This is a genomic window from Prevotella sp. E13-27 (assembly GCF_023217965.1).
Lineage (GTDB): Bacteria > Bacteroidota > Bacteroidia > Bacteroidales > Bacteroidaceae > Prevotella.
Genome location: NZ_JALPSC010000001.1, coordinates 1,813,752 through 1,829,328, shown reverse-complemented (window position 1 = coordinate 1,829,328; position 15,577 = coordinate 1,813,752). Strand labels below are relative to the sequence as shown.

The 15,577-nt window shown below is 46.5% G+C and carries 13 protein-coding genes; 6 read left to right on the top strand and 7 right to left on the bottom strand.

The window, feature by feature from the left end; all coding sequences use genetic code 11:
* Window positions 1-52 precede the first annotated feature (52 nt).
* The 6 genes from M1L52_RS07250 to M1L52_RS07225 all read left to right on the top strand — a co-directional run bounded on the left by M1L52_RS07250 (window position 53) and on the right by M1L52_RS07225 (window position 6,478).
* Entirely contained in the window at window positions 53-925 is an 873-nt protein-coding gene (locus M1L52_RS07250) for an AraC family transcriptional regulator (protein WP_248614262.1), read from the top strand.
* A gap of 6 nt (window positions 926-931) precedes the next feature.
* Window positions 932-1,501 (top strand): DUF6621 family protein, encoded by a 570-nt coding sequence (locus M1L52_RS07245; protein WP_248614261.1) that lies wholly within the window; start codon window positions 932-934, stop codon window positions 1,499-1,501.
* A 34-nt stretch (window positions 1,502-1,535) separates the two neighbouring features.
* Complete coding sequence (locus M1L52_RS07240; RefSeq protein WP_248614590.1) at window positions 1,536-2,339, top strand: TatD family hydrolase; 804 nt, start codon at window positions 1,536-1,538, stop codon at window positions 2,337-2,339.
* 404 nt (window positions 2,340-2,743) lie between these two features.
* A complete protein-coding gene (locus M1L52_RS07235) occupies window positions 2,744-3,823 on the top strand; it encodes an adenine-specific methyltransferase EcoRI family protein (RefSeq protein ID WP_248614260.1) in 1,080 nt (359 codons plus the stop codon).
* Entirely contained in the window at window positions 3,820-4,944 is a 1,125-nt protein-coding gene (locus tag M1L52_RS07230) for an HNH endonuclease family protein (protein ID WP_248614259.1), read from the top strand. The genes M1L52_RS07235 and M1L52_RS07230 overlap by 4 nt, the downstream gene beginning before the upstream one ends.
* Before the next feature lie 13 nt (window positions 4,945-4,957).
* Window positions 4,958-6,478, top strand: a complete 1,521-nt coding sequence (locus tag M1L52_RS07225) for a DUF4268 domain-containing protein (RefSeq protein WP_248614258.1) — start codon at window positions 4,958-4,960, stop codon at window positions 6,476-6,478.
* 36 nt (window positions 6,479-6,514) lie between these two features.
* Here M1L52_RS07225 and M1L52_RS07220 read toward each other — a convergent pair whose 3' ends face one another.
* From M1L52_RS07220 to M1L52_RS07190, 7 genes are all read right to left on the bottom strand, one after another.
* On the bottom strand, window positions 6,515-6,955 hold the full coding sequence (locus M1L52_RS07220) for a hypothetical protein (protein ID WP_248614257.1): 441 nt from the start codon (window positions 6,953-6,955) through the stop codon (window positions 6,515-6,517).
* Window positions 6,939-7,349 (bottom strand): hypothetical protein, encoded by a 411-nt coding sequence (locus M1L52_RS07215; protein WP_248614256.1) that lies wholly within the window; start codon window positions 7,347-7,349, stop codon window positions 6,939-6,941. The genes M1L52_RS07220 and M1L52_RS07215 overlap by 17 nt, the downstream gene beginning before the upstream one ends.
* Complete coding sequence (locus tag M1L52_RS07210) at window positions 7,342-8,073, bottom strand: DUF4417 domain-containing protein (protein ID WP_248614255.1); 732 nt, start codon at window positions 8,071-8,073, stop codon at window positions 7,342-7,344. The genes M1L52_RS07215 and M1L52_RS07210 overlap by 8 nt, the downstream gene beginning before the upstream one ends.
* Window positions 8,074-8,903: 830 nt before the next feature.
* The gene (locus M1L52_RS07205) at window positions 8,904-12,233 is read right to left on the bottom strand and encodes a hypothetical protein (protein WP_248614254.1); all 3,330 of its coding nucleotides are present in this window, start codon (window positions 12,231-12,233) and stop codon (window positions 8,904-8,906) included.
* A 54-nt stretch (window positions 12,234-12,287) separates the two neighbouring features.
* A complete protein-coding gene (locus M1L52_RS07200; RefSeq protein ID WP_248614253.1) occupies window positions 12,288-13,688 on the bottom strand; it encodes a glycoside hydrolase family 28 protein in 1,401 nt (466 codons plus the stop codon).
* Between the two features lie 79 nt (window positions 13,689-13,767).
* Window positions 13,768-14,664, bottom strand: coding sequence for a hypothetical protein (locus M1L52_RS07195; protein ID WP_248614252.1), 897 nt, complete (start codon window positions 14,662-14,664; stop codon window positions 13,768-13,770).
* Between the two features lie 7 nt (window positions 14,665-14,671).
* On the bottom strand, window positions 14,672-15,571 hold the full coding sequence (locus M1L52_RS07190; RefSeq protein WP_248614251.1) for a diaminopimelate dehydrogenase: 900 nt from the start codon (window positions 15,569-15,571) through the stop codon (window positions 14,672-14,674).
* Window positions 15,572-15,577 lie beyond the last annotated feature (6 nt).

The following is a 15,577-nucleotide window of genomic DNA, read 5'->3' as shown; positions in this document are numbered from 1 at the left end:
AAAGCTTACAAAGAAAAAAATAATATAACTACATAAACTAAAGCCAAAAGATATGCAGACAAGTAAATACATGCTAGCCAATGAGCGCGACCTTAAATGGGGTCTTTCAGTCACGACAATAGGCTACGAAGAGATAGCACCTGGTGACCCCTACCCCACTAAGGGCCATGCTGACGGATATTACTTTGATTTGAGCAAGGGACGCACACTCAATGAATACCAGTTGCTCTATAATCCTGAGGGTGAAGGCATCTTCCATAGCGCCAGCATCAGGGAGGCACGCCTGCGCGAGGGAGACATGTTCCTGCTGTTCCCTGGCGAGTGGCATTCTTACCATCCGTTAAACAACCGCGGCTGGAAGAGCTATTGGATAGGTTTCAAAGGTCATAACATGGACGAGCGTGTAAAAGCAGGGTTCCTGTCGCCACAGAAGCCTATCTATCACATTGGCTTCTCTGACAGCATAGTGCGCCTCTACAAGCAGGCTTATCAGGCAGCACAGGAAGAGGCAGCCTATTCACAGCAGCTCATGGCAGGCATTGTGAACCATCTCATAGGCATGATGTACTCGCTTGAGCGCAACAACGAGCTGCTATCCCGCAGTCAGGCTCATGTCAACATGATAAACAAAGCATGTCTGCGCATACGTGAATCGCTGGAAAGCTCACTCACCATACAGCAGGTGGCAGAAGAGCTGGGAGTCAGCTATAGCAACTTCCGCAAGCTCTTCAAGGAATACACCGGTTTCTCCCCTGCCGTCTATCAGCAGGACCTGCGCCTGCAGCGCGCCAAAGAGCTGCTCTCCACAACCGACATGAGCATCAAGGAGATAGCCTATCAGCTCAACTTCGAGTCGCCCGACTATTTCTCTGCGAAGTTCAAGATAAAGACCGGACGCCGTCCCAGCGAACTAAGGAACCAGTAAACCATAATGTCAGAAAACATAATTATTGCCGATGCCGACCACATAGACAAGGTGGCATTCGACCTCATAGTAAACTTCGAACGTATGATTGGCCGTCGCATCCCTCAGGCAGACATGCCGCGATGGATAGACTGCATAGCTCTCGACGGCGGACTGCGCGAAGGCGAGCACCAGACACAGGTGGTGCTCATCCACGACAAAGGAAAGAAGGGACTGAAGAACTTCACACCATCCGACTACGCTGAAGAGCTTAACGACAAGGCATTCAAAGACCATTTAGGCGAGTTCACCATCAGCGCCCTGCCTGTTGAGGAGCTCACCACCAAAGCCGACTTCCTCATTGAGACGCTGCAGGTGGTATGCCAGCAGCAGGAGGTAAAGCGTGTCATGGTGATACCCTCTGACGAGCACTACCAGCAGGTGGCATCCACGCTGCGCAAGCTCGATGCCTCTAACGACAAGCATATCACCGTCTTCACCATGGAGCCACGCCAAGGAGGCAATTTCCGTCAGGAGATTCTCGGATTCTCGCTCATGGCAGCCCTCGGCATACGCTCTGATGAAATTCACGAATAGTTCTCACCTCTTACCTCTTACCTCTCACCTCTCCATGTTCATTGACACTCATACCCATCTTGACGGCACAGAGTTCGATGCCGACCGCGACGCCGTTGTCCAGCGTGCCAAGGATGCTGGCGTAAAGGCTGTGTTCCTGCCTGCCATTGATGTAGCTTCATCGCGCAAGATTCTATCCGTCTGCCGTCAGTACCCGGGCTATGCCTACCCCATGGTTGGACTGCACCCCGAGGAGGTGCGCGCCGACTATGAGCAGCAGCTTACAGAGCTCTATGCCATGCTAAAAGAAGATATTCCCGCTGCCCAGGGCGCTGCTGACAGCTACCATTGGATAGCCATCGGTGAGATAGGTCTCGACTATTACTGGAGCCGTGAGTTTGAGAAAGAGCAGCTTGCAGCCTTCGAACGACAGGTAGAATGGTCCATTGAGACACGTCTGCCATTGATGATCCACTGCCGCAAGGCACAGAACGAGATGGTTCATCTGCTCCGCCGTTATGAGAAAGAGCTGCCAGGCGGCGTGTTCCATTGTTTCACTGGCAACGAGAAGGAGGCAGCCGAACTGCTACAGTTCGAGCGTTTCGTCCTCGGCGTTGGCGGTGTCCTCACGTTCAAGAAGTCCCATCTGCCCGAGGTACTGCCTTCTGCCGTACCCCTAGACCGCATAGTCATCGAGACCGATTCGCCCTACATGGCCCCCACGCCTCATCGCGGTGAGCGCAACGAGAGTGCCTACGTCAGCCTTGTTCTCGATAAAATGGCAGAATCCTACGGTGTCTCAAAAGACGAAATGGCTCGTCACACCAACGAAACAGTAAAACGAATCTTTGGGGTCTAAACAAAAATTTGGTTACGGTTACAGCTATTACCATTTGGTCTTTTGTCGTTTCCTAGTTTCCTACTTTTGGTAGAAAAACTAGGAATCGTTTTGTTGTTATAGAAATAAATGCTATCTTTGCAACAAGTATCGGCAAATCGCCTCAGCGGAGGTGCCGGTATGATTTTTGAGGAAATTATTAACAAGCGTTTGCTGTTATTCGGAATTGCTTCAAGAACCTGAGAAATTCAAAAAGTCCAAACCGAAGAATAAGTCGCAAACGTCCGTGTGTTATGCATGGGCGTGACTTATCTGGTTTGGTAGGCAATTCTCAGGGCCTTTGAAGCATGGATGATGATCGTCCATGCATTTTTATGCCCTTTTGCCTACCTCCGAAGATAAGCAATACGCATAATGCATAGCGTATGGCCAATAAAAACCTAAATGCAGCTAAAACAGCTAAGAAAGATGAGTTTTACACGCAGTTGACTGACATAGAACGAGAGTTGCAGCACTACTGGCAGCACTTTCGTGATAAGGTTGTGCTGTGCAACTGCGATGACCCTTATGAGAGTAATTTCTTCAAGTATTTTGCTTTAAGATTCAATCAACTGGGTTTGAAGAAGTTGATTTGCACGTGCTATAATGGCTCGCCTGTTCAAGGCAATGAACTGATGATTGACTTTGGTAACTTTACTGATGAGCCAAAGAAGATTGCCTATAAGGTTGAGATAACTGAAGTCAAGGATTTGAATGGTGATGGTGCTGTAGACCTTTCAGATGTTCAATATCTATTGAAAAACGACAAAAATGTTATCAGTACGCTGAAGACTGGTGACTTCCGCGATCCAGAGTGCATTGAGTTGCTTAAACAAGCTGATATTGTCGTTACCAATCCGCCATTCTCGTTGTTTAGGGAATATATCGGGCAATTGATTGAGTACGGCAAGAAGTTTCTAATCATCGGTAATCAAAACAATATTACTTATAAAGAGGTTTTCCCATTACTGATGAACAACCAAGTTTGGCTGGGGTATAAATCAGGAGATATGGCTTTCAGAGTTCCAGAAGATTACGAGGCTCGTGAAACGAGATACTGGCAAGATGAAACTGGACAAAAATGGAGAAGTCTTGGGAATATTTGTTGGTTCACCAACTTAGATCATAATAAACGTCATGAAGAATTGGACTTAGTATGTCGTTTTTCACAGGGAGAATACCCTAATTATGACAATTACAATGCAATAGAAGTAAGTCATGTTCAGGATATACCATATGATTATAGTGGTGTGATGGGCGTTCCTGTTACTTTTCTAGACAAATACAATCCTGAGCAATTTGAAATATTAGGATTAACTGAGCGTAGTGAAGAGTATAATCTAAATGCAGATGTCGTTAGTCAGTTGCGAATTCCTGGCTATACAAAATATGATAGGCCATATATTAATGGGATAAGGAAATACGCAAGAATCTTAATCCGCAACAAAAATCCTAAAACGATATGATGACAATTAAACAGATAGAAGTAACAGTTGGCGACATTGTCAAAGGTTATGTAAACAACGACGAACAAGGCGTTCGTGGGTATGATGGTAAGTTGGACATCCGTCCTCCTTATCAGCGTGAGTTCATCTATAATGAAAAGGAACAGCAGGCTGTGATAACGACTGTTCTTCATGGATATCCACTAAACGTGATGTATTGGGTAAAGCGGAGTGATGATGCTGATTGTCCTTACGAGGTGATGGATGGTCAGCAACGCACGCTGTCGCTATGCGAGTACGTAGATGGTAAGTTCTCGTATGACTTTAAGAACTTCTTCAATCAGCCTGAAGATATACGACGTCGCATCCTAGACTACAAACTGACTGTTTACGTCTGTGAGGGTGAGCCATCAGAGAAATTGGAGTGGTTTAAGACTATCAATATAGCTGGCAAACCTCTGAATGAACAGGAAATCAATAACGCTATCTATGCAGGTCCTTTTGTGAGCGATGCAAAGCGACATTTCTCTAAGTCAAACTGCGGCGCATATCGTTTAGGCAAGGATTTGGTGAATGGCACACCTATCCGTCAGGACTTCCTGCATAATGCCTTGGAATGGATGGCAGACCACGAGACGCGCCAGGGGCATAGGCAAACAGTAGTCGGATATATGGCTCAACATCAGCACGACCCAAATGCAAATAACCTGTGGTCATACTTCCAAACGGTGCTCAACTGGGCCATAACGAACTTCGACATGAAGAAGTTCAAGAAAATAATGAAGGGACTTGACTGGGCCGAGTTGTATGATAAGTATGGTTCTGAAACACTTGATACGGCTGCTCTTGGACAACGAATCTCTACATTAATGCGCGATAGTGAGATACAGAAACAGGCAGGAATCATCCCATACGTTTTAACAGGTGACGAGCATTACCTTGACCTTCGTGCTTTCCCAGACGACATCAAACTCGCAGTATGGGAAAATCAACGCCACATCTGTCCCATCTGTGGCAAAGAATTCGACTTCGAATTTATGGAGGGCGACCACATCACTCCTTGGCGCGAAGGAGGCAGGACCGTCGTAGAAAATTGTCAGATGCTGTGTAGGGAATGTAATAGAAGAAAGGGAGCCAAATAAAACCAATAACGATATGCAAGAAAAATGGAATTATTTCGTTTTCGACCTCTGTGAGGCCAAGAAAAAAGATGTTGACGAAGATAACTATCACGCCCTCATTGAAACCCAACTACAGCTTTTAGGATGGGCGAAATATAAGGGCGAAATATGTCATAAGCAAAGTATTCATCTTGGTAACAGCAATAGAATTGAGCCAGACATCTTGGTAAAGAGAGATAATGAAGACGAATTCGTGATAGAGGTGAAACGTCCATCTCATAAGCAGAGTAAAAAGGACGTGGATCAACTCTTGTCATATATGCGTATATTGAAACTTAGTGTAGGCATCTATATTGGTGAGCATATCGAGATGTTTTACGATATGCCGTCTAGTAAAGAAGCTGTTTCTGTATTGAAGGTTCCTATGGAAATCAATAACAAGTTGGGTGCAAAGTTTGTTGAAAGGTTCGACAAAGAGAACTTCAGCCATGAGTCTATTGTGGACTTCTGCGAAGAACGCATTCAAGAGATACAACGTCAGAACAGCTTGAATGAAATCAAGGAAAGTCTGATTGCCGATGCCCAGACACAGATAGCAGAAAGTCTGTGCCCCTATCTGATGGAAAAATATGGCAGTAGCTTCTCTGAAGAAGAAATCAAGGGAATGTTGGCAACTATGCGTTTTACAGCTTCTGTAGGTGGAAGTCGAACTGAACCGAAGGAAGTTGTTCCCATGCCTCAGCCTAAACCCAAGAGTAATCTTATTAAGTGTTGTCTAACTAGAAATGCTGCTGCCCAAGGTCTCTTTAATCCTACAAACCAGTCGCTGATAGTACTAAAGGGTAGTACTGTTAATCCTATTCATGTTCCTAAAATTAGTGATTCGAACAGAAAGAAACGTGATAAACAGCTGACAGAATACACAGAGCTGAAAGATGGCAAGAGAATCGTTAAGGAGGATGTGTGCTTCGATACTCCAAGTGGTGCTGCCTGTTTCTGTGTAGGTGGTTCTGCAAACGGATGGAAAGAATGGAAAGATGAAGAAGGTCGTGAGCTGAATGTATATCGCGTAAACGATGGTACGCATAAGGCAGGAGGCAGTTTCGATACAAAAAGAGTAACAGACCCACGTCGGTTCCAATTGGATTTCTGGACGATATTTAAAGCAAAGCTGGAGGCAACAGGTAAGATTCCTACCTTACAGACACCGCAGCCCCATAATTGGTATGATGTGAGGATAGGACGCTCGAACATCTTGCTAAACAATGTCTGCAACACGCAGAAGAACTTCGTGGGCGTGAAGTTGTATATTAGAAAGTCCGTTGTTGACAAGTATTATCCATCTTTGGAAGCTAGGCGTAATGAGATAAACCAAGCATTAGGATGTGAGCCGAAATGGGATGCCAACCCTTCAGCAAAGGATAAAACAATCGCCCTGTTCCACAAAACGGATCTGTCAGACCCGCAGAAAGTGGAGGGAGCCTTGGAATGGCTAGTAGAGCAGACCGTCATCTTCTATATTGTTTTCTCGAAAGAGGTAAAGGCCATCAAATAAAAAAGAAGCAGGACTTGAACAGCCCTGCTTCCTTGATTATCTGAACTTTACGCTGGGACAGAAGTATTTCAGGATTGGACCGTACTTCTTCATCTCATGGTTGCTCATGGAACGAGCTTCGTTGGATAATCTTTTAAAAGTACCATCTTTTTGCTCCTGCCAAATTTGGACATGAACTGTTCCGACAGGGAAATGACGACCATTACCTTTGTTTGTGTGAGTGTGACTCCAATCGAAATCAAGATAAGTCTTCTGACCAATATATACACGTGCTTGACATACACCTTTCGCATTCTGCCTAAAATAGACATCCGAAGTGTTGGCATATAAAGGCAAGTTACTATATGTGTCCTTGTTTCCTTTTCGTTTTATCAAATGCCCTTTTACTCCGTTGATTGTGACAGCAGGTGCCAAAGAGACATATTCAGAACGCCGCCCCTTATAGTCGCGTGAAAAGAAATCAGCTCCGTTTCCCATTTTCTATTATATCATAATTTCGTCCATAATTTACAATTGCATAGTCCTTCTCACGAAGCCATTGCCAGAGGGTAATGTCACGGTCAAGAAAGCCTTCTGTCTTGAAGTTAACATTCAGCGCTTCTGATAGGTTCATTACATGAACTTCTTCGGCACCATCAGTTCCTATTCCGTGACCGATGACATATTCTTCATAATACATTCTGACCATGTATATCTGATCCGTATTCTCGTATGCAGATATAAGCACATCGTTAAGTGCAGTACACTCGTACTCCTCCTTGAATTGCATGTTGCTGAAGAAGTTAGCTTCATTAGGCGTGAGGCTTCCTTCCTTCATGGATGCAAACAACTTTGCGTCCACATCCCATAGTTGATTTTTACTATTATCCATGTTTGAATCGTTTTGAAATGAAATCTTCTAAGAATTTGACAGGTGTATGAAGGTCTGGAATTTCGATTTCCGGACCATAGACCAATATAAGAGTAGGGCGTTTCTCGGCTTCGAGTCGCCTTAAGGCATAACACCAGATTTTGTAGGCTTGTTCATCCTTTCGATTGCTCAGTCCGCAGACTGCTATCACGCTGTGAGAAGGCAGGCCTTCGAGACAATAAGAAAAGGACTGAAGGCCTCCAAAGCTATAAGTTGGAATAGTTTTAAAGCCCCTGAGTTGCCAGAAGAGTCCTACGAATCTTGTACGAAAAGTATTTTGTTGATTATAGTACTCCGTGGGAAGGTCTCGCCACAGACTGAAATCTGGAGTGAAGAAGTAGTCGAAATGCGAGATGCTGAAGGTTGTGCGCTCCAAATCACACCATAACTGATTCCTAAATCGGTAGTCGTCAAGAAAGAAGTATAGAGCCTCGTCTTTGCCCGTATGTTTCTTCCTGTCAGTAAACGAAACGAGTTCAAAGTCAGTGCTGTCATTATAAGGAAGCATCTGAGGGAAAGAGTGTGTCGCCGTGAAAGTCATACCCTCCATGAGGTGCATGTTGTCATAGATTACCTTGCGCCTTTGGTGCTTGGGAATCAAAGCAGTCTTTATAGACATACCTTTTGAGGTGTGCTCCATTTTATAGAGCTCTTTTCTGTCGAAAAGGGTTGTTGGTGTTGTCATATCCGCTGTTTTATTTGTATTGGGTTTCCTTTTCAAATCCAATTATGTTAAACCTTGACATAGTGGGTCATTGATAATAATGTCACCTATGCCGTTAGTTAAATGTTTTAAAAAAACGCCCGATATGAGAATCATCTCGTGCAACTTTCAGAATTATTTCCTAATTTTGCACTAAGGAACTATGAAGATTCCCAAAATTGTGGGCAACTAAGACGCCTTTCGGGAAAGCTATCCTAAGGTCTCGTACTACTGCGAATAGTACGGGACTTTTTCGTTGCCTTACTCTGTTATATTTTTGTAATCATAATATAAAACATCATAAGTAAAACATTAGTAGCTCAATCAAATTGAGTCTACCCTTATCACCTACAAAAGTACAAAAATATTATGAGGGAAACAAATGTTTTTCAATAATAGTTTATCAATTCAAACTATTTTAGTAATTTCGCAAACATCCTGACTTATATAAATGTTTTTTATAGAAAGATCTGTGGATTTAACATGAAAACATGTTGCAATTCTTGTTGTTATCAACATAAAGTTGTATCTTTGAAGTGCACAGCGGAACCGACCCTTTTGTGTTCTTATTCTGACAGTTCTACAATATAGTTTTGGCATCCTTGAATTCTAGTTCTTACTACCTTGAAAACCAAAGTCGTCGATTTTGGTGACCAAACTCGTCGACTTTGGTCACCAAACTCGACGAGTTTGTAAAATGGTATTGTCAGAACTACATCACTGTTTGGACAGTCATACATTACAATTCTGTCTAAACATCTATTCAAAAAAGTCACCTTTTGAGGGTGACTTTTTTCATATCTCATAAAGTTTTATTTCAACACCACTTTTTTAGAATGATTATCAGCGGTACGGACGACATAAACTCCCTTAACAGGTTTTGCGACGCGACGACCATCGAGCGTGTACCATGCCTTGACAGCACTGTCTGACGGACTATTATGAAGGTTCTCTACAGCAACAGGCGTCTTCTCAGGGAAGAATAGCAGACGCATGTTGTCAAACATGATGCAGCTGCCACCAGAGAGCCAGTTTAAGTTAAGAGTAGTAGTAACTTTCTGGGACTCAGCAAGCGTAAAGTCTATGTCTAACGTGTTCCATTCATCTGACTCAAAGAACGAGGTTGCACCAGTGGCGAAGGTCTGTGAGTCGGTTGTCACAGCTGCCATCTTCTCGCCCTTGACTTGCATCGTGAACGACGAGGCGGCACTGTTGGCATAGGCAGAGCGATAGTCTATAGACAGACGATACTTACCGGCAGGCATCGTAGCGGTAGTGTTGGTGAGTGTAGTTGTGCCTGTGCTCCACCCCATTCGCATATAGTAGCCCTGACTGCCATCGGCGAGCGTGGTAACCTTACCGAAATTATTATCAGTAAAACAGTTGGCAGTGACGATGAGCGACACTACATCGGAGCCAGTGCGTGACCAGTTCGTAGGTGCCGTCAGCGAGTAGCCGCGCAGTCCATCGGAACTGTTGTTGACAGGAGTAAGCGAACTAAGATTGTCGGCCTCGAACGAGGGATTAAGCAGGTAGTCAGCGGTGACATCGGTTCCCTCATCCTCAATGTCACCTTCTGGGAAAGTGGCTTCCTCGGCTGTGACAGCACCCTCACTGAGGGCAACCTTCCAAGAGGTTTTTGCAGGCAGTGTCACTATGCCCTCAACGGTCTTTCCGTCACGATCGATGATGCTGACGCTGATGGTCTGTGAAATGGTAGAATCATTACGCAGATAGATGCTGCGGCTGTCGGCAGGGTCCTGCACGGCAGTCAAACTCACAGCATCCTTTACGAAGACCTTCAGTTCGTTGGCAATATGCTGGTTTTGCTTGCAAGCAAACGTAGCCATAGCCTTGTCACCAATAAGAAGTGTGTTCTGTGCGAACACTGGAGCACCCTTCGGACAGCTTATCTCAAGGTCCTTCCATGGGGTTTTGTCAGAGGCGAACATATTGGAGAGCAGCAGGTAGTGTGTGCCATCAGGATCGGGCACCACCACGCCATGCCATCCCTCAGGCCATGAGGCGAGAAGTGTCAGGTCTTGAACGCCTTCACAAAGGGCCTTTGTCTGTTCGGCATTGACGTTGCAGTAATAGACGAAGTTACGGATGTGGTTCATATTAGTACCCACGCTACTGCTGCTGTTTGAGAACGACGGATAGATCTTCGCCGTCATGATGGAATTGTTGTTAGAACGGTCGCCAAAGCCCATCTGGTTATTGGCTTTCTTGCAGACGAAGCCTATGGTATTGTCAATGTTTGCCCACTGACTGTTCCATGTTTCCATAGTCGCACCATCGACAGTGCGCTGTCCTCCTTCGTAATAGATGGTACGTGTGAGATTAGTAAACTCATCCATGGAGATGCCCATCATGCCTCCCTGTTCAGCACTTACGGTCGTGGCAGCGTTGGCTTTCAGAGCGTCGATGAGTATCACGGCATTGCCACTGGTGCTATAGAGCGCGAAGGCCTGCGGAATCTGACCGTTGTTCGCACCAATCTTACCATTCATGGCATAGCCGTCATCGAAGAACGTGTAGCGTCCCTTTATGATGGCGGTGTTATCGCTACGGCTATAGGTGCCGAGGATATTACCAGTGTTATGAGTGCGGAAAGGCACCATAATCTTAGCAGCCGAGATGTCGTTGGGCACTATTACTCCGCTGTAGTCCTTGATGCCGTCGTTCCAGGAGAAGCAGGTGAAACGGTCTTTTGTAAGGCTGCGCACAATGTTCTGAGTGCTGAAATACTTCGTCTTGGCAAAAGCCTTCTGGAACTCTTCCCACGAGGGAGCTGTCATATCAGCAGTGGACATCACGTGGTGCATGAGCCACGTCATCATCACGCGGTGAGCTTCAACACCCATGCGGCGTGCACCCACATCGGGACGCAACAGCCACGAGCCGTCAGTCGTGGTGGTCTGGCGAGCCTTGATATTCTTGTAAGCCAGGTTCTCCAATAGCAGAGCATTAGCATCACGCTGGAAGCAGGCCTGTGTAGTGTAACTCGTTATCTGATCGAAGAGGAAGAGACTCCAGTCATTGCCGTTAGGCATGGCGAGCTCACCATCACTTGTAGCAAGGTAGTTCATCACCGAGTCCATAACCTCCTGATTGTTATGCATCAGGGCATTGGACTTCCATTTTTCTTCTCCCTTCACACCCTGCTGGAAGAGCTTCAATGCCAGTGCTGCCTCACCCAACTCCTGCATCACAACGTTCTGATAGGACGTGTGGAACATGTTGTGGTTCTGCAGAGTGTAATCGCTATAGAGATTGGCTCCGCGATAAAGGTCGGCTACTGTCTTGTTATCATAATCAGGATCAATGACTGTAGTGTTATACTGGTCGTTCTGATGGGAGTAGCTGTTGATGGCAAACTCACGCATGCGCTCAAACCATCTCGGAGCGAGCTCATCGTCAGGGAAGAGTCCCAGTGCTACAGCCAGCACATCGACCTCCCAACCGTTCTCTTCGGCTTTAGTATCACCGGCATAGCCTGTTGGAATGTCACGATTAAGCTCATAGTTACACTCTGCCTTCAGCAGGTTATAGATGTAGCCCCGCTGTGCAGAAGAGAGAACATCCCACTGGAAGAAGGCGCTGTAGGCCACGGACATAGCCCAGAGGCTCGACTCCCACACATGGTCGCTGGAACCCGTTGAGCCCCAGTAGTCGCCACCATTACAGATCTTAAGCTTGTTGGCCTTATGGGTGCTGTAGGCAAAGACGAGCGACTTCATGGCCATGGTCTTCAAATCGTCCCAGGTCACTCCTGCAGGCAGTGTTACCCCCGCTGGCTGACCATATTTTACGAGGAAGGCGCAAATCATGGACAGGTCTGCATTCGGACGCACGCCCTGCTCATTACTCTTCATCGTGGCCTCGCCCTTGAAGCATCCACACGCCTCATCAACGCTATTGGGATACTGGCAGTCCTGGAAGTCATACTTAATATATTGTGCAAAGTTGGCCAGCATCTGCAGCAGATCGGTCTGCATGTCAGGTTCACTGACGAAGGCCTGAGTGAGCACACCTTCGGTAGGACTGCTCAGTGCCCTACCCGACTGTGCCTCTACTGTCAGCGGCATGGCCAACGCAAGTGACAGCGCACAGCATTTCACATAGCTTTTAATCATCATATTATTAGTTAGCTTATTAGTTACGGTATAAAAAGTTGAATAGTTAGCTGTTTATCACGGTTTTGCAAACTTAACGTTTGTCAACGTGAGACGAGCCGTTGCATCGTCAATGTCTTTGTCGGTCTTGTTATAGACAATGGAACAATCGCTGATGGTGATGTTCTTCACACATTCAAGACCTGTCACGCCAGCAGCCTTGATGCCAGTCTTACAACCACGGCAGACGACACGGCTGATGTGAATATCCTGGAACTGAGGGGCCCATTTCTTCTGTGCCTCAGTGAAGGTCTCACCTGCCTTGCCTGCATGTTTGTTTACATAGTCACACTGGAACGAGATAGCCTCACCGCTTATGTCGTTCATCATGATATCGCTGATGAAGATCTGCTCCGAGCGGCCACCGCGGTCCATAGAGCTCTTGAAACGCAGACCTACGTCGGTGCCAGAGAAACGATTGTGGCGAACGACCATGCGACGCATGCCGCTTGCCGTCTCGCTGCCAAAAACAAAGCCACCATGAGCATGGAAGACGGTGTTGTTCTCAACAACAATGTCTTCACAGCCGCTTATAGGATGGCTATTCGACGGCTTGCCACTCTTCATACAGATACCATCGTCACCAACAGAAACAGTGGAGTTGACGATAATAGCCTGATGGCAGTCGCTAAGGTCGATGCCGTCGCCGTTCTGAACGTTCCACTCTGAACGCACGGTGACACCGTCTATGATAACGTTTGTACAGTAACATGGATGCAGATGGAAGCGAGGCGAGTTCTGAATGGTGACACCTTGAACAAGAACATTCTCGCAGTCGGTGACACGAATAAGGTCATTGCGCATGGACTCCTGTGACTGAGGGGTGTCGGCAATGTCGGGATAGCCACTCTTCATCTGCCAGGGATACCACAGGTCACCCTTCTCAGTAACCTGTCCTCCCATCTCCTGATAGTTTTTCCATTCCACATCACTCATTTTTGAGCGCTTCACAGGACGCCACTGCTGTCCACCACCGTCGATAATGCCAGAACCAGTGATAGCTATGTTCTTACGTTTGGATGCGCGTATGCATGGATAAACACGGCTGGCACTTTCATTCTTGTCGAGATAGAGACGTTTGTCGGGTGAGAAGGTGATGATGGCATTCTTGTCGAGACGCAGTTCAATGTTGTCCTTGAGCATGATGGGGCCTGTGAGCCACACACCTTCGGGCACGATGACACGACCTCCGCCGAGCTTTGTCAGCTTAGATATGGCTTTTGTGAAAGCATCGGTACACAGGGTAACGCCGTCACCAACAGCACCACAGTCGGCAATAGACACTTCGTTGTCGGGTATGGAGAATGGCTCTACTGCCTTCACCTTACACGGAAGATTCTCGTAAAACTTTGAAAAGTCGCCCGCACAAACGCAGAGAGCGCTAAAGAACAGGAAGAGTGAAAAAGAAAAACGTTTCATTGTTAGTTGGATTAGTTATGGTTTATAAAAGAAGCCACGAATTTCACAGACGTATCTGTGAAACCCGTGGTAAAAGAAATTATTTTTTCAGAATGATAGTAGAGTTAGCAGTGGTTTTCATACCCATTGTCTCACTGCTGACATCAGCCTTGATAGACTTCACCCATCCGTCGGTATCGAGAGTATAAACGGCTTTCTCGTTTGCCTCGAACTTCACCATACCACTGTTCAGGATGTTCTCAATCATGGTGTCATCAACCATGTCGCCACCTCTTTCCTTTGCGGTCTTCATGACGAGCTGCTTCATATCGTCCTTTGTCATGCTCAACACACCTGTGGTTGTTATGGTGCCGTTAGCCGACGGGATATATGTGCGCTTCATCTTCAAGCCATTGCTATTCAGATACTCATCCTGCAAACCAAGAGAAATGGTTTTTCCGTTAAGAGCAATGGGACTGGTGTTCACAGACATTGACTGGAGAAGCACATCCTCAGTCATGCTGCTCAAAACCTGTTGCTTCAGGTCATCCTTCGATAAAGCTGCTGCTTCAGGAGCCTGCGACAGAACCTCAGTGAGCAATTTATCGACCACAGCCTCCATTCCTTTCTTCAACTCATCGAAGTTCAGAATACGCAGGGGCTTTCCATCCTTATCGGTCTCGAAACGAACAGTGATTCCTTTTATCATCTCCTGAGTGATAGAGAAAACGCGTGACATTACATCGTCCTTCTTGGCATCACTGTCAAATTTGGTCATAACGCACTCCATAACAAAACCGTCAGGCTTGACATCAGTAACGATATAGTCCGTTTCAGTGTTCGCCTTTATCTCTGACATTCCGAGAAGGTTTGTGACGACCTCTGCCACATAGGTTTTCTTTGTGCCTTTCTCCAGCTTTGGAGAGACCTTAATGGTCTGTGCGCCCATCACTAAAGTGAAGAGAAGCAGCACAGAGGTAAACAGGATTTTCTTCATAACGAGATTATACTAAATGAGAGATAAGTTCTTCGCGGTCACCAGGAAGGAGATCTATGACAGGTATCTCGATCATGGTGTAGCAGCCTGGCTGCTGACGCATAGAGGCGCGTGCTACGTTGACAAGCACCTGACCAGTAAGAGCTGGGTTGTTGATAGACATGTTGAACTCCAGACGTTGGTTCTGTGTCTTACCACTAACGCCCTTGCGAACAAGGTTTACGCCATGGCCCATGTCGCGTACATCGTCAACGCTCTCCACCTGGAACACATGAGTCTCGTCGCTGGCAAAGTAAGGGTCTGCCTTGATAGCCTTCGTAACCTCATCGAGGCTTGCTCCATCCTCAAGCTCAACATATACCATGCGACGATGGATGCCCTCGCCGAGAGGTATGGTCATTGACAAAGCATTCTTAACGCCTGCCTTGGAGCGCACGCAAACGCTGTGTCCCATTGACATGCCTGGACCGAAGTTGGTGTAGCTAAGTCCCTTAGGTGCTAGACTCTGCATGAGTGTACGTACCACTGAGTCAGAGCCTGGGTCCCAACCAGCAGCGATTACACTTACTGTACCAGTCTTCTTGTTCAGTTCGGTGAGGTTACGACGATAGTCGCGGATAAGGGTATGTATGTCGAAAGAGTCAACGGTGTTAATGCCGAGTGGCAGAATCTGCTTAGCGTACTCCTCGCAAGAGCGTGTCGGTGTGGCAAGAATCGCTACATCAACATCTTTCAGTTCGCGGATGTCCTTCACTACCTCATAGTCTGTCAGCTCCTGAGGTTTGTTCTCTGCACCTTGACGGCGCACGACGCCTGCCACTTCCATGTCGGGGGCTGTCTCGAGAGCCTCGAGAGCATAGCGTCCAATGTTGCCGTAACCAACTACGGCTACTCTAATCTTTTTCATAATCTA

What these genes read in the sequence shown, in the direction of transcription:
- M1L52_RS07225 (WP_248614258.1), top strand. Translation starts at nt 4,958, where the DNA reads ATGCAAGAAAAATGGAATTATTTCGTTTTCGACCTCTGTGAGGCCAAG.
- M1L52_RS07250 (WP_248614262.1), top strand. Translation starts at nt 53, where the DNA reads ATGCAGACAAGTAAATACATGCTAGCCAATGAGCGCGACCTTAAATGG.
- M1L52_RS07200 (WP_248614253.1), bottom strand. Translation starts at nt 13,688, where the DNA reads ATGAAACGTTTTTCTTTTTCACTCTTCCTGTTCTTTAGCGCTCTCTGC.
- M1L52_RS07230 (WP_248614259.1), top strand. Translation starts at nt 3,820, where the DNA reads ATGATGACAATTAAACAGATAGAAGTAACAGTTGGCGACATTGTCAAA.
- M1L52_RS07240 (WP_248614590.1), top strand. Translation starts at nt 1,536, where the DNA reads ATGTTCATTGACACTCATACCCATCTTGACGGCACAGAGTTCGATGCC.
- M1L52_RS07195 (WP_248614252.1), bottom strand. Translation starts at nt 14,664, where the DNA reads ATGAAGAAAATCCTGTTTACCTCTGTGCTGCTTCTCTTCACTTTAGTG.
- M1L52_RS07245 (WP_248614261.1), top strand. Translation starts at nt 932, where the DNA reads ATGTCAGAAAACATAATTATTGCCGATGCCGACCACATAGACAAGGTG.
- M1L52_RS07220 (WP_248614257.1), bottom strand. Translation starts at nt 6,955, where the DNA reads ATGGGAAACGGAGCTGATTTCTTTTCACGCGACTATAAGGGGCGGCGT.
- M1L52_RS07210 (WP_248614255.1), bottom strand. Translation starts at nt 8,073, where the DNA reads ATGACAACACCAACAACCCTTTTCGACAGAAAAGAGCTCTATAAAATG.
- M1L52_RS07205 (WP_248614254.1), bottom strand. Translation starts at nt 12,233, where the DNA reads ATGATGATTAAAAGCTATGTGAAATGCTGTGCGCTGTCACTTGCGTTG.
- M1L52_RS07190 (WP_248614251.1), bottom strand. Translation starts at nt 15,571, where the DNA reads ATGAAAAAGATTAGAGTAGCCGTAGTTGGTTACGGCAACATTGGACGC.
- M1L52_RS07235 (WP_248614260.1), top strand. Translation starts at nt 2,744, where the DNA reads ATGGCCAATAAAAACCTAAATGCAGCTAAAACAGCTAAGAAAGATGAG.
- M1L52_RS07215 (WP_248614256.1), bottom strand. Translation starts at nt 7,349, where the DNA reads ATGGATAATAGTAAAAATCAACTATGGGATGTGGACGCAAAGTTGTTT.